Annotated in this window: 12 protein-coding genes; 7 read left to right on the top strand and 5 right to left on the bottom strand. The window is 68.3% G+C overall.

Annotated elements, in window-relative coordinates:
* The first annotated feature begins 141 nt into the window (after nucleotides 1-141).
* The gene (locus IG04_RS0136570; RefSeq protein ID WP_036016642.1) at nucleotides 142-2,124 is read left to right on the top strand and encodes a serine/threonine-protein kinase; all 1,983 of its coding nucleotides are present in this window, start codon (nucleotides 142-144) and stop codon (nucleotides 2,122-2,124) included.
* 142 nt (nucleotides 2,125-2,266) lie between these two features.
* Here the strand turns inward: IG04_RS0136570 and IG04_RS0136565 are convergent, their stop codons facing one another.
* Nucleotides 2,267-2,869: a hypothetical protein gene (locus IG04_RS0136565; RefSeq protein WP_144065692.1), complete on the bottom strand. Its 603-nt coding sequence runs from the start codon at nucleotides 2,867-2,869 to the stop codon at nucleotides 2,267-2,269.
* A 64-nt stretch (nucleotides 2,870-2,933) separates the two neighbouring features.
* Between IG04_RS0136565 and IG04_RS0136560 the strand changes: the two genes are divergently transcribed.
* On the top strand, nucleotides 2,934-3,455 hold the full coding sequence (locus tag IG04_RS0136560) for an RNA polymerase sigma factor (RefSeq protein WP_211257881.1): 522 nt from the start codon (nucleotides 2,934-2,936) through the stop codon (nucleotides 3,453-3,455).
* Complete coding sequence (locus tag IG04_RS0136555) at nucleotides 3,445-4,104, top strand: hypothetical protein (protein ID WP_030481321.1); 660 nt, start codon at nucleotides 3,445-3,447, stop codon at nucleotides 4,102-4,104. Before IG04_RS0136560 ends, IG04_RS0136555 begins: the two co-directional genes overlap by 11 nt.
* Here the strand turns inward: IG04_RS0136555 and IG04_RS0136550 are convergent.
* The gene (locus IG04_RS0136550) at nucleotides 4,091-5,629 is read right to left on the bottom strand and encodes a dolichyl-phosphate-mannose--protein mannosyltransferase (RefSeq protein ID WP_245816704.1); all 1,539 of its coding nucleotides are present in this window, start codon (nucleotides 5,627-5,629) and stop codon (nucleotides 4,091-4,093) included. The two genes, IG04_RS0136555 and IG04_RS0136550, sit on opposite strands and share 14 nt — an antisense overlap.
* A 24-nt stretch (nucleotides 5,630-5,653) precedes the next feature.
* Between IG04_RS0136550 and rsmI the strand changes: the two genes are divergently transcribed.
* Nucleotides 5,654-6,499, top strand: coding sequence for a 16S rRNA (cytidine(1402)-2'-O)-methyltransferase (gene rsmI / locus IG04_RS0136545; RefSeq protein ID WP_030481319.1), 846 nt, complete (start codon nucleotides 5,654-5,656; stop codon nucleotides 6,497-6,499).
* On the opposite strand, the gene IG04_RS0136540 is transcribed toward rsmI, so the two are convergent.
* The 3 genes from IG04_RS0136540 to IG04_RS0136530 are packed head-to-tail and all read right to left on the bottom strand — an operon-like array spanning nucleotide 6,491 to nucleotide 8,754.
* Nucleotides 6,491-7,219: an ABC transporter permease gene (locus IG04_RS0136540; RefSeq protein ID WP_051771437.1), complete on the bottom strand. Its 729-nt coding sequence runs from the start codon at nucleotides 7,217-7,219 to the stop codon at nucleotides 6,491-6,493. The genes rsmI and IG04_RS0136540 overlap by 9 nt on opposite strands.
* Nucleotides 7,209-8,141, bottom strand: a complete 933-nt coding sequence (locus IG04_RS0136535) for an ATP-binding cassette domain-containing protein (protein WP_030481317.1) — start codon at nucleotides 8,139-8,141, stop codon at nucleotides 7,209-7,211. The genes IG04_RS0136540 and IG04_RS0136535 overlap by 11 nt, the downstream gene beginning before the upstream one ends.
* A 58-nt stretch (nucleotides 8,142-8,199) precedes the next feature.
* Nucleotides 8,200-8,754 (bottom strand): PadR family transcriptional regulator, encoded by a 555-nt coding sequence (locus tag IG04_RS0136530; RefSeq protein WP_030481316.1) that lies wholly within the window; start codon nucleotides 8,752-8,754, stop codon nucleotides 8,200-8,202.
* Between the two features lie 54 nt (nucleotides 8,755-8,808).
* On the opposite strand from IG04_RS0136530, the gene metG reads away from it, so the two are divergent.
* The 3 genes from metG to IG04_RS48760 all read left to right on the top strand — a co-directional run bounded on the left by metG (nucleotide 8,809) and on the right by IG04_RS48760 (nucleotide 13,135).
* On the top strand, nucleotides 8,809-10,602 hold the full coding sequence (gene metG / locus IG04_RS0136525; RefSeq protein WP_030481315.1) for a methionine--tRNA ligase: 1,794 nt from the start codon (nucleotides 8,809-8,811) through the stop codon (nucleotides 10,600-10,602).
* A complete protein-coding gene (locus tag IG04_RS0136520) occupies nucleotides 10,599-11,423 on the top strand; it encodes a TatD family hydrolase (protein ID WP_030481314.1) in 825 nt (274 codons plus the stop codon). The genes metG and IG04_RS0136520 overlap by 4 nt, the downstream gene beginning before the upstream one ends.
* Nucleotides 11,424-11,725: 302 nt before the next feature.
* On the top strand, nucleotides 11,726-13,135 hold the full coding sequence (locus IG04_RS48760; protein ID WP_051771434.1) for a resuscitation-promoting factor: 1,410 nt from the start codon (nucleotides 11,726-11,728) through the stop codon (nucleotides 13,133-13,135).
* Nucleotides 13,136-13,556: the final 421 nt, after the last annotated feature.

Raw genomic sequence — 13,556 nt, 5'->3', positions numbered from 1 at the left:
CAGGCTCAACGCGTGCCGGACGGAGGTACAACGCAGTGATCAAGGAAAGGGTTGCTGTGGCGTCAACCGCAAACCAATCACGCACCGTAGGCTGACAGACCGCCTAGGCTGGGGGTGATCTCGGAAGGGGTGGTGTGAGTCGTGGGGCTCGCTGAGTCCTTGCTCACGTGGCTGCACGGCTTCGTGGGTGCGAGTGTCTGCCCCGGTGACTGGGTATGGACCACCACGGCGCTCGGTGCGGTGCTCGGGTTGTTCCCGACGATCGGGGCGCTGCTGTCCATCGCGGTGCGCAGGGTGGTCGGCAACTCCTACGGACCCGTGACCGGTGCCATCTTCACTGTGCTCGGCGTCGCCAGCTGTCTGGTGCTGCCGTGGCTCGTCATGCGTGGCACCGTGCTGGGGCTGTCCGGGCGGGCAATCGCCGGATCGCAGTCCCTGGACGAGGACACCTGCTTCGGGACGTTCTCACAGGGCAGCTACCTGGTCGACGGTGCGCCGTCGATCATCGGCGTGATCCAGCGGCCGACGGAGCAGCCCCTGTTCCTGGCCGCCGCGGGCATCACCGTGGCGCTCGCGTTGCTGTGCCTGCTGTTCGTCATGCTGCAGTCCGGTTCGGCGTTCCGGCTCGGGCCGAACTGGCCGCGCCGGGTGTTCTGGCCGATGTTCCTGGTACTGCTGGTGACGACGTCGGCATTCCCCGTAACGCTCGTCGGCCATGTGCTCCTCGGGTTTCTGCCGATTGCGATAATCGGCTCACTCGTGGTGCGGATTTTCGGGTTGACTACCGCCATGCTGAACCGCCCCGGCCGCGACCGGTCCCAGGACCGGAACTCGCAGAACTCGCCACCACCGCAGCCGGTGGCACGCACGCCCCAGCAGAAGAACAACCAGCTTCCGGCCGGTCAGCCCCAGAAGAAGGCGCCGACCAAGCCCATCACGGCCGCGCAGCACCAGCCGCCGCCGCAGAACCCGGGGCAGAACCCGCCGCCGTACCAGCCGGCACAGGTGCCGAAGTACCAGCCGGCGCCGATGAACCGGCCGATGCGCCCGGTGACGCAGCCGCAGCACCAGCCCTCGCAGAACCAGCCGCCGCGCCACTACCCGCCGACCCGCGTCGCCGAGGTCATGCCGCAGCCGGGTCCCCCGCAGCCGTCGAACCCGGCGGTGCTCGCGGACACGCCGGGCCCGCTGCCGTTCGGTCCGGGCGCGGCCAACGCCGAGTCGCCCGCGCCGGTGCAGAAGTCGGGCAAGGTCTGGAACCCCGGCAACGGCAGGTTCCGCCGCGTCCGCCAGCTCGGTTCCGGCGGCTTCGGCACGGTCTGGCTGGCCGTGGACGAGCAGCTCGACCGCACGGTGGCGGTGAAGCTCGCGCACGCCCCGGACAACGAGACCGAGGCGCGCATGCTCCGCGAGGCCCGAGCCCTGGCCGCGGTCCGCCACCCGAACTGTGTGCGGGTCTTCGACATCGTCCAGGACCCGGACGGTCTCGCCCTGGTCATGGAGTACATCGAGGGCGCCTCGCTGTCCGAGACGGTCCTGCAGAACGGCCTGATCGACGACAAGCTCGCCGCCCGCCTCTGGCTGAACATGGCCGACGCGCTGGCGGCGGCCCACGACCGAGGCGTCCTGCACCGCGACGTGAAGCCGTCCAACGTGATCGTCGACAACCAGGGCACCGCGCACCTGATCGACTTCGGCATCGCCCGCTCCAAGGGCGACAGCACCCTCACGGCCACCGGCATGATGGTCGGCACCCCGGACTTCCTGGCCCCGGAGACGGCCCGCGGCGACACGGCGTCCCCGGCGTCGGACTCCTGGCAGCTGGCCGCCACGGTCTCCTACGCCCTGACCGGCCACCCGCCGCGCGGCTCCCGCGAGAACCCGATTTCCTCGCTGATGGCCGCTGCCCAGGGCGAGCCGATCACCAAGCTGCCGCAGAACAGCAAGCACGCGAGGCTCCTGCTCGCGGCGATGGACCCCGAACCGGGGCGCCGCCCGTCGCTGGCCCAGGTGCGCGGGCAGCTGTCGCAGTTCCTCGACCAGGAGGGCATGAGCAAGGAAGGCCCGGTCACCAAGATGATCAGCAAGCCGACGCCGCCGCCCACGAGGCACATGCCGATGTAGGCGAACCGGGTGAACGTCGGACCGGTCCGTAACGGTGGTTCACCGTTCAACGACCTAAGCCGTGGTCCACCCGGAAAGCCTCGGCATCTCACGGGATGCCACGCGAAGAGTGGTGAGGCGGTTCCGCCGATCGCCTCACCACTCACCTTCGGGCCTTCGGCCGCAACCTCTTGCGCAGCAGCAGGAACACGCCCGCCGCGCCGGCGACGACGAGTCCCGCGATCCACACGGGCAAGGGCTTTCCGGAAGGTTCGGAAGGCACCACCGCAGCGGCCGGGGCGGGCGAGGCGGAGACCGCGGTTTTCGCCAGCGGCGGTGCGATCTCCTGCCAAGGCGACGGGCCGTCGACCGTTCCCTGCACCATCTGCGGGTCCACGGGTTTCACCAGCAACGTGCCCGGCACGGTCAGCGTGCCCAGCGGGTGTTCCGGGAACGCGCCCTGCATGCCGAACACCTCGTACGAGCCGGCGGGCAAGGAGAACGTCACGGCGTAGTGCGCGGGTTCGCCCAGTGCGACGCCGATGAACTCCCGTGAGTCCGCCCCGGACTTGAAGCGCAGCCCGGTTCCGCCCAGGTCGCCGGAGAACGGATGGGTGCCGTGCTGCAGCACCCAGTAGCCGACCGTGTGGGTCACGGAGGGCTGGATCGACGGCACCGGGTCGACGTACGTGACCGCCCAGCCGCCCGCACCGGCCGTAGGTGCGCTGATCAGCAGGAAAGCGCACATCAGTAAGAGAATCCTCATGACGCGAATACACCGGGAACCAAGGTGAGGTTCCCGGTGTAGAGAGGGCATCACGGACGAAGCGGTGGCACGGGCGATCGCAGGCGACCAGGCGGCCTACGGCGAGCTGGTCGCCCGGTACACCGCGCTCGCGCACCGGACGGCGTACCTGCTCGGGGCCGGTGCGGACGCCGGTGACGTGGTGCAGGAGGCGTTCGTGAAGGCGTACCGAAAGCTCCACACGTTCAGGCCCGAGGCCGATTTCAAGCCGTGGCTGCTCAAGATCGTCGCCAACGAGACGAAGAACCTGCATCGCGGCAGACGGCGGCGCAATCTGATGGAGCTCAGACTCGCCGCCATCACCGAGACCGTCGACCACGACGACCCCGGCACGCTCGTGGACGACTCCCGCGCCAAGCTCCTGAAGGCCGTCCAGAGCCTGAACGAGGCCGACCGCCAGGTCGTCACGTGCCGGTACCTGCTGGACCTGAGCGAGGCCGAGACGGCGCAGACCCTCAACGTGGCCAAGGGAACCGTGAAGTCGAGGCTGTCGCGCGCCCTGGCCAGGCTGCGCCCGATGCTGGAGGAGGTGGCCCATGATCGATGACCAGGCAGAGGCCGCCCTCCGCGATCTGGGCCGGCAGATCCACGTGCCGGAACCGCCGGACGTCACCGCCCAGGTGTTGACCAGGATCAACGTGCCCCGGAGAAGAAGCCGCTGGCTCAAGGCGCTGGTGGCCGCGATCACCGCAGCAGCGATCGCCTTCGCGGTGTCTCCGGCGGTGCGGGCGGGTGTGCAGCAGCTCCTGGAGTTCGCCGGCGTCGAGTTCCGCACGGAGGCACCGCGATCAGTCGCCCCTCCGTTGCCCAGCCAGGACGTCTCACTCGACGAGGCCCGGAAGCAGATGCCGTTCGAGATCCACCTGCCGGCACAGCTCGGCACGCCGGATGAGATCACCGTCCACGAAGGACGGTTCGTCAGCCTGCACTACGGCGGACTGAGGCTCGACCAGTTCGACGGCACCATCAGCTCGACCGTCGGCAAGCTCGTCCACCAAGAAGGCGTCGAGCAGATCGGCGACAAGATCTGGATCCCGTACCCGCACGTGTTCTTCTACATCGACCGCGACGGCTCGTGGCACACCGAGGAACCGAACAAGACAGGCCAAACCCTGATCTGGCAACGAGGCCAGGTCACCATGAGGCTCGAAGGTGACCTGACCAAGGAGAAAGCCCTCGAAATCAGCGCCAGCTAGGCAGCCACAGCTGCTGCTGCCACATCTCCGGTGTGATCGGGTTGCCGTTCAGGATCGGCCACAGCCACACGAAGTTCGCCACCACGATGCCCACGTACAGCGCCACGACCAGCAGCCCGGTGCCACGGCGTTCGGAACCCGCGGTGCGCCGGCCCAGGATCTCGCCCAGTGCCAGCACGATCAGCAGCACCAGGAACGGCGCCATCGGCGTGACGTAGAAGAAGTACATCTGCCGGTCGAGGTTGAGGAACCACGGCAGCAGGCCCGCGCCGTAGCCGACCAGGACGCCGGCGTAACGCCAGTCCATGCGGCCGATGCTGCGGAACAGCGCCCAGCCGATCACCGGGAACGCGAGCCACCACATCGCGGGCGTGCCGATGAGCATGATCGCGCCGAGGCACGACGCCGCGCCGCAGCCGGTGACGGAGTTGTCGTAGTAGTAGAGCATCGGACGCAGGCCCATCGGCCACGTCCACGGCTTCGACTCCCACGGGTGCCGGTTGGTCTCCGAGGTGACCAGCTCGACGTGGAACTTGTAGACGTTCTTCGCGTTGTACCAAAGCGACTGCAGGACGTCGGGGATGTACGTGATGTCCTGGACCTTGCCGCCGACCACGTGCCGGTCGATGCCGGTCTCGCTGGCCATCCACGGGAACCACGTCGCGACGTAGACCAGCACGGGGACCGCGACCAGGCCGCCCAGCGACGGCAGGACGTCCTTCACCAGCGCGCCCAGCCACGGCTGCTCGACGCCCGCGGCACGTCGTGCCAGCGCGCTCCAGATGACCGTCAGCAGACCGAACGCGGCGATGTACCAGACGCCGGACCACTTGATGCCGCACGCCGCACCGAGCATCACGCCCGCACCGAAGCGCCACCAGCGGAAGCCCATCCACGGACCGAACGCCGAGTTGTTGATGAAGCCCTCGCGCACGGCCACGGCGAGTCGGGCGCGCATCTGTTCGCGGTCGGCGACCAGGCAGCCGAACGCGGCCACGACGAACAGCGCGATGAAGATGTCGAGCATGCCCATCCGCGACTGGACGTGCGAGACGCCGTCGGCGATGAGCAGGACACCGGCCAGGGCGCCCAGCAGGTCCGACCGGGTCAGGCGGCGGGCGATCCGGACGATCAGCAGGATCGTGATCGCGCCGGCGAGCGCCGAGGCGAACCGCCAGCCGATGCCGTCGTAGCCGAAGAGCTCCTGGCCGATCGCCATCAGCTGTTTGGCGAGCGGCGGGTGGACGATCAGCTCGTAGCCCGGGTTGTCCTCGTAGCCGCCGTTGCGCAGCACCTGCGCCGTCTGCGGCACGTAATGCTTCTCGTCGAAGATCGGCGTGCCCTTGTCCGTCGGATACCCGACGTTCCAGAAGCGCACGACGGCACCGATCAGCGTCACGACGGCCGTCATGAGCCACCCGCGCATGCGGTCTCCGGACGGAGGCGGGTCTAGTACCGCCGCACGATCCGTAGGCGGCTCCTCGACGACGACGGGCGCCTCTCCTGGCTGCACGAGGACTGTCACGCCGCCGATCGTAGGGTGAAGCTTGTGAGTCCTGTATCCGGTTCAGGCCGTCTAGTCCTGGCAGCCACCCCACTCGGGGACATTCGCGACGCTTCCGCGCGCCTGATCGAGGCACTCGGGACGGCCGACGTGATCGCCGCCGAGGACACCAGAAGGCTGCACAGCCTCGCGGCCGCGTTGCAGGTCAAACCGTCCGGGCGGGTGATCAGCTTCTACGACCAGAACGAGGTCGGGCGCCTGCCGGGGCTGCTCGAATCGCTCCACGGCGGCGCGACCGTGCTGCTCGTGACGGACGCCGGCATGCCGTCCGTTTCCGATCCGGGCTACCGGCTCGTCGCCGCGTGCGTCGAGCAGGACCTCACGGTCACGTGCCTGCCGGGGCCGTCCGCGGTGACGACGGCGCTCGCCCTGTCCGGCCTGCCGAGCGACAGGTTCGCGTTCGACGGCTTCCCACCGCGCAAGTCCGGTGAGCGCAAGCGCTGGTTCGCCCCTTTGGCCACCGAACAACGCACCGTCGTCTTCTTCGAGGCACCCCATCGGCTCGCGGACACGCTCGCGGACGCCGTCGAGGTGCTCGGACCGGACCGTCGTGCCGCCGTGTGCCGTGAGCTGACGAAGAAGTACGAAGAGGTCGTGCGCGGCTCGCTGGCCGAACTCGCCGAGTGGGCCGTGGAAGGCGTACGCGGCGAGATCACCGTCGTGCTCGGCCCTGCGCCCGTCCAGGAGACGCCCGACCTCGACACGCTCGTCGCCGAGGTCAAGCAGCGCGTCGCCGACGGGGAGCGGATGAAGTCGGCCGCCGCCGAGGTCGCGGAGGCGGCCGGGATCAGCAAGAAGACGCTCTACGACGCGGCGATCAAGTCAAGCTGACTCCTTGTTGAACGTGCGGACGCCGTAGAACACGCCGACCAGCACCAGCGCCGCCACCGAGATCAGCCCGTACAGCATCGTGCCGGGGTTGAAGATCGACCGCTCGGCGTCGACGACGTGCGCCAGCGGGTTGATCCGTGACAGCCAGTAGAGCCACTGCGGGCCGTTCGACATCGGCAGCAGCACGCCGGAGAGCAGCATCAACGGCACGATCGACGCCGACAGCACGGACGCGAAGACGTACTCCAGCTTCACCTTCAGCGCGATCGCGTACGACACCGAACCGATCGCGACGCCCAGCAACGCCACCAGCCCGAGCCCGAGCAGCATCTGCCCGGCCGTGGCCCGGAAGCCGAACAGCATCGCGGCGAGCATGATCAGCAGGCTCTGCACGACCAGCAGCACCACGTCCTTGCCGACCCTGCCGACGAGCAGCGCGATCCGGCTGACCGGGGTGACCCGCAGCCGTTCCATCACGCCCGTGCGCACCTCGGGCAGCAGCGAGAAGCCCGCGTACGCGGTGCCGAACAACGCCATCTGCACCAGCAGGCCCGGCACGAACCACTGCCAGCCCGTGTCGCCGAGCAGCGGCCCGAAGAGCCCGAGGTAGAGCAACGGCTGGGCGATCCCGAACACGACGGCCACGGGGTTGCGCAGCACGGGCACCATCACGCGGCAGAACACGAGCCAGGTGTCACGCAACAGTGTCTTAGAGAACATTTGCTGGCTCCCGCAGAGAGCGGCCGGTCATGGTCAGGAACACGTCGTCGAGCGTCGGCCGGTGCACCTGCACCGAGTGCAGCTCGACGCCGATGTTGTCGAGGTCGCGCAGCAGCCTCGGCAACGCGCGGTCACCGTTCGGGATCCGGAAGCTGACCTGCTCGCCCTCGATGACGGCGTTCTCGAACTTCGAGGCGACGATCGAGGCCTGCGGTGTGCCGAGCACGACGAGGTCGCCGGAGACGCGGTGCTTCAGCTCGTCCGGTGAGCCCTCGCCGACGATCGAGCCGTGGTCGATCACCAGCAGCCGGTCGCTGAGGAAGTCGGCCTCGTCCAGGTAGTGCGTGGTCAGGAAGACCGTGACGCCGTCGGCCTTGAGCTGCTTGATGTGGTCCCACAGGTTGCGGCGGCTCTGCGGGTCGAGGGCCGTGGACGGCTCGTCCAGGAACAGCAGCCGCGGGTCGTGCAGCATGCCCATCGCGATGTCGAGCCGGCGCTGCTGGCCGCCCGACAACGTGATGACGCCGCGCTTCTCCAGGCCCTGGAGGTCGAACCGGTCGAGCAGGTCGGCGACCTTCTTACGGGCGTCGTGCCTGGACAGTCCGTAGAAACGGGCCTGGAACTCCAGCTCGTCGGCGACGCGCTGGTCCTGGCCGGAGCCGTTCTTCTGGCCCACGTAGCCGATGTTGCGCCGCACCCCGGCCGGGTCGGTCAGCAGGTCATGCCCGGCGATCGTCGCCTCGCCGGCGGTCGGTTGCAGCAGCGTGGTGAGCATGCGCAACGTTGTGGACTTGCCTGCGCCGTTCGGGCCGAGGAACCCGACGAGTTCGCCCTCGGCGACGTCGATGTCCACCCCTCTGACCGCGTCCACCGGACCGGTCTTCGTGGTGAATCGGCGCGCGAGACCGCGTGCCTTGATCATGACGGAATCCCCTCTAGTCAACTTTGACTAGAGGCTAGCGAGGACTAATCAAGTTTGACTAGTCCGTTAGCTCGTACGCACCGGCCTCTAGGCGTTCGATCAGCTCCTGAGTCCAGCGCACCTGGCCTTCGAGATGGACGAGCCAGAGTCGAAACAGTTCGCTGACGTGCGCGGGCTTGCCCATGTCCGGCATCGACCCGATGCCGTGCCGAGTCGGGGTGAGTCGCCCTTCGAGGTCGGCCAGCCGGTTCTTCAGCAGCACGATCGCCCGTTTGCGGGGGATGAGGTTGAGCATCGCCACGCTCGCGGAGACCTCGTCGTAGCCGGCGTCCGCGGTGGCCAGCGCGCGGCCCAGCAGGTCGTCCAGCTCCTGCTCACCGGCCGCGGTGATCCGGTAGGTGGTGCGGGCGGGACCCTCGCCGGACTCCTCCGTGCCGACCGGCTCCAGCAGGCCGTCCTTGGTCAGCGACTTCAGCGCGTGGTAGATCGAACCCGGCTGCACGTTCGCCCAGCTGTCCGCCGACCACGACTTCAGCTCGCGGCGCACCACGTAACCGTGTGCCTCGCCGACGAGCTTCACCACGCCGAGCACCAGCATTCTGGTCGCGGACAAACAGACCTCCCACTCGGTGAAAACCCCCTGGCACCGCCTCCGTAGGCTATTGCCATGAGTGCCTCCGTACTGACCGCGGTGGCCTGGCCTTACGCCAATGGCCCCAGGCACATCGGTCACGTCTCCGGTTTCGGTGTCCCGTCCGACGTCTTCTCCCGCTACATGCGAATGTCCGGACACCGGGTGCTCATGGTCAGCGGCACGGACGAGCACGGCACACCCATCCAGGTGCAGGCCGAGAAGGAAGGGCTCACCGCCCGCGAGCTCGCCGACAAGTACAACCGCGTCATCGCCGGTGACCTGCAGGGCCTCGGCCTGTCCTACGACCTCTTCACCCGCACCACCACCGGCAACCACTACCAGGTGGTGCAGGACCTGTTCTCCGCGCTGTGGAAGAACGGCTACGTCGTCCCCAAGACCGAGATGGGCGCGATCAGCCCGTCGACCGGCCGCACCCTTCCCGACCGCTACATCGAGGGCACCTGCCCGATCTGCGGTTACGAGGGCGCGCGCGGCGACCAGTGCGACAACTGCGGCAACCAGCTCGACCCGTCGGAGCTGATCAACCCGCGTTCGAAGATCAACGGCGAGACGCCGAAGTTCGTCGAGACCGAGCACCTGTTCCTCGACCTGTCCGCGTTCATCGACTCGCTGGGCAGCTGGATGGGCACGCGGTCGGACTGGCGTCCGAACGTGCTCAAGTTCTCGCAGAACCTGATCAAGGACCTGCGGCCGCGCGCCATCACCCGCGACCTCGACTGGGGTGTGCCGATCCCGCTCGACGGGTGGAGCGACCAGCCGATGAAGCGGTTCTACGTGTGGTTCGACGCCGTGATCGGGTACCTGAGCGCCTCCGTCGAGTGGGCGCGGCGCACCGGGAACCCCGACGCCTGGAAGGAGTTCTGGACGGGCGACGCCCAGAGCTACTACTTCATGGGCAAGGACAACATCGTCTTCCACTCGCTCATCTGGCCGTCGCTGCTGCTCGGGCAGAACGGCGCGGGCGACAAGGGCGGCGAGCCCGGCCGGTTCGGCACGCTGAACCTGCCGACCGAGGTCGTGTCGTCGGAGTACCTGACGATGAGCGGCTCGAAGTTCTCGACCTCGCGCGGCACCGTGATCTACGTCGGCGACTTCCTCAAGGAGTTCGGGCCCGACGCGCTGCGGTACTTCATCTCCGTCGCGGGCCCTGAGAACCAGGACACCGACTTCACCTGGGAGGAGTTCGTCCGCCGGACGAACTTCGAGCTGGCGAACGAGTGGGGCAACCTCGTGAACCGCTCGATCTCGATGGCGCACAGAGGAGTCGGCGCGATCCCGAAGGCCACGGCGCTGACCCCCGCCGACCACGAGCTGCTCGCGCAGTCCAAGGCGGCGTTCGACACGGTCGGCGCGCACCTGCGCCGCTCGCGGTTCAAGCAGGCCTCCGGCGAGGCCATGCGGGTGATCTCGCTGGCGAACAAGTACCTGTCCGACCAGGAGCCGTGGAAGCTCAAGGACGACCTGGACCGCCGCGACTCGGTGCTGCACACGGCACTGCAGGTCGTGCAGGACGCGAACACGCTCATGACGCCGTTCCTGCCGCACTCGGCGCAGAAGGTGCACGAGGCGTTGGGCGGCACGGGCGTGTGGGCCGCACAGCCGGAGATGACCGAGGTCACCGACCTGGACATCCCCGACCGCTCGTACCCGGTGCTGACCGGTGACTACGCCGGTGAGCAGGCCAAGTGGGAGTCCATGCCGCTCGAGGTCGGCCGACCGCTGCAGAAGCCGTCGCCGCTGTTCTCGAAGCTCGACGTGACGTTGGGCGAGACCGGGCCCGAGTGGGCCCCGATCGTCACTGAATAGTGGCCGACAAGCGTGAACGACCGCCGGTGCCGGAAGCTCTTCCGGCACCGGTGATCGACGCCCACACGCACCTCGACGCGTGCGGTGCGACCGATGCCGCGGACGTGGCGGTCCTGCTCGATCGGGCAGAGGCCGCCGGCGTCTCGCACGTGATCACCGTGGCGGACGATCTGAGGGCCGCGCAGTGGGCCGCCGAGGCGTCCACTTGGGACTCGCGGGTCTACGCGGCGGTCGCCGTGCACCCGACGCGCACCTCTTCGTTCGGTGACGAGGAGAAGGCCGAACTGGAGCGGCTGGCCGTGCTGCCCCGCGTGGTCGCGATCGGCGAGACCGGTCTGGACTACTACTGGGACTACTCGCCGCCCGCCGCCCAGCACGAGGCATTCCGTTGGCACATCGACCTTTCCAAGCGCGTCGGGAAGCCGTTGATGATCCACGACAGGGACGCGCACGAGGACATCCTCAAGATCCTCGACTCCGAGGGCGCACCGTCCACTGTGGTGTTCCACTGCTTCTCCGGCGACGCGGACTTCGCCCGGCGGTGCGTCGACGCGGGGTACGTGCTGTCGTTCGCGGGCCCGGTGACGTTCAAGAACGCCCGTGCGCTGCGGGAAGCGGCGGCGCTGGTCCCGCAGGATCAGCTCCTGGTCGAGACGGACGCGCCGTTCCTGACGCCCCATCCATATCGTGGACGTCCAAATGAACCCTATTGTGTGAACTACACAGTTCGCGATCTCGCTACGCTGCGTGGCGAAGATCTTTCTGAACTCTGCGTCGCCGTCACCCGTACTGCTCAACGAGTGTTCGGGCTTGACCACTGAAATGCGACTTAGAGCGAACGGAGCAAAGGGTTCCTACCTCCATGGGGTGACTGAGGTCACAACATTGGCGGGGGTGTTTGCGCAACGTCGGCTACCCCGTTACTGTCCCGTGACCGTGCCACCTGAGCCGACCTTGTCGGTTCGGAGCACGCCCGCAGTCGGGGCGGGACCGAAGCCAGAAGCGCGAAGAAGCGAGACCACGTAGGAGGAGTTGCCGGGAACCTTCGAGCTCCAACTCGAATGATCTTGTCAACGCCAACTGTGCGGTGGCCTCACAGCTTCCGCAATGGAGGTATCGACCCTTGTCTGGTAGCGACAGAGCTGCTGCTCCGTACGACTTCAACGACGACACCGACTGGTTCACGCCGGTCGGCGGCACGGCCGTCGGCGTCGTTGATCCCCACCCGAGCTTCCCCGCCGGTGCGCTGACCATCACGCCCGCGGACGTGCTCGAGGTGCTCGGCCCGGACGCCGACGACCTGCTCGCCTCGGCCAACGTCGACGTGGACGAGCTGATCCGTCTCATCAACGCCGAGACGACGATCATGCCGCCCCTCGTCCTCCCGTCGGAGGAAGAGGAGCTCAACGACCCGCAGGTCCTCGTCAAGGCAGCCTCGACGTGGAAGCGCCGCTTCCTCAAGGGCACCGTCGCCGCGGTCCTCGTGTCCATCTCCGGCGGCGGCGTGACCGCCATGGCGATGGACAAGTCGCTGACCGTCGAGGTCGACGGCGCGATGCAGACCGTCCACTCCTACGAGGGCACGGTCGGCGAGGTCCTGGCGGAGGAAGGCATCGTCGTCGGTGAGCACGACGCCCTGTCCCCGTCGCTGAACGCCCCGATCTCCGACGGCGGCAAGATCAGCCTCGACCGCGGCCGCCTGCTCAAGATGAGCATCGACGGCCAGGCCCGCGAGGACTGGGTCCGCTCCGTCACCGTCGAAGAGGCCGCCAAGCAGCTCGGCGTGCCGCTCGAAGGCGCCTGGATGTCCGCCCCCGGCGCGCACGACGTGCCGCTGGAAGGCATGAGCGTCGAGGTCAAGACCCGCAAGAACATCAAGCTGTTCGACGGCGCGAACCCGGTCCGCGAGGTCCAGACGACCGCACTGACCGTCGACGAACTGCTCAAGAGCGAGAACCTCTCCCTCGGCCCGGAAGACGCCGTCGCCTCGGGCATGGACGTCAAGCTGGCCACAGGCGCCGAGGTCTACATCTCCCGCACCGGCGTCACGGTCATCAACGTGAACGAGCCGGTAGCCCCGCCGGTCGAGAAGACGAACGACCCGAACATGACCGCGGGCCAGCAGACCGTCACCGACCCCGGCACACCGGGCGAGCAGACCAGCACCTACCGCGTGACGGTGAAGAACGGCAAGGAGATCAGCCGCGAGAAGATCGGCGGCAAGGTCACCAAGGAGCCGAAGCCCAAGAAGATCACCGTAGGCACCAAGCCGCTCCCCGACGGCGAAGTCTGGGACCGCCTCGCCAAGTGCGAAGCAGGCGGCAACTGGGCCATCAACACCGGCAACGGCTACTACGGCGGCCTCCAGTTCTCGGCCAGCACCTGGGCCGCGCACGGCGGCACCGCCTACGCGCAGCTGCCGCACCAGGCGACCCGCGAACAGCAGATCGCCACCGCGACCAAGCTGCGCGACCGCGCAGGTGGCACGTACGGCGCATGGCCGGGCTGCCGCGCAAAGCTCGGCCTGCCATAAACGCTCTCCCCATCCCCCTGACTGAGGCCGCCCTGGTTCGCCACGGGCGGCCTCAGTCGTTGCCGGGCCAGCTCACGGCGAGATCCGGCGTGGCGGACGAGGCGGGGCCGAGCCGGTAGCGGGCGAGGCGTGTCAGAGCTGGCGGGCAAGCGGCGGGCAACATGCGGCAGAGCTGGCGGGCAAGCGGCAGGCAGATGCGGCAGGCGGATGCGGCTCGCAGGCGCGCGCAGGGCGACGGCGGAGCCGAGCCACCCTGCCGCCAACGCAATGGCGAAGCCGAGGCGTGTGAACCTCTACGCGCTGGTCAAGCGGTGGTGACCCGCGCACTCGGCGATTGGGGCTTTACCTTGAGTGGGCGGGATGCTCCCCTCATGGGCACGGCCGGGCGCTTTTCAGCCCGGCCCTTTTCCGGCCGTCAAGC

The sequence above is a fragment of the Lentzea albidocapillata genome, assembly GCF_000719115.1.
GTDB classification, from domain to species: domain Bacteria; phylum Actinomycetota; class Actinomycetes; order Mycobacteriales; family Pseudonocardiaceae; genus Lentzea; species Lentzea albidocapillata.
This window is presented reverse-complemented; position numbering and strand designations above follow the sequence as displayed.

What these genes read in the sequence shown, in the direction of transcription:
- IG04_RS0136565 (WP_144065692.1), bottom strand. Translation starts at nt 2,869, where the DNA reads ATGAGGATTCTCTTACTGATGTGCGCTTTCCTGCTGATCAGCGCACCT.
- IG04_RS0136555 (WP_030481321.1), top strand. Translation starts at nt 3,445, where the DNA reads ATGATCGATGACCAGGCAGAGGCCGCCCTCCGCGATCTGGGCCGGCAG.
- IG04_RS0136540 (WP_051771437.1), bottom strand. Translation starts at nt 7,219, where the DNA reads ATGTTCTCTAAGACACTGTTGCGTGACACCTGGCTCGTGTTCTGCCGC.
- IG04_RS0136535 (WP_030481317.1), bottom strand. Translation starts at nt 8,141, where the DNA reads ATGATCAAGGCACGCGGTCTCGCGCGCCGATTCACCACGAAGACCGGT.
- metG (WP_030481315.1), top strand. Translation starts at nt 8,809, where the DNA reads ATGAGTGCCTCCGTACTGACCGCGGTGGCCTGGCCTTACGCCAATGGC.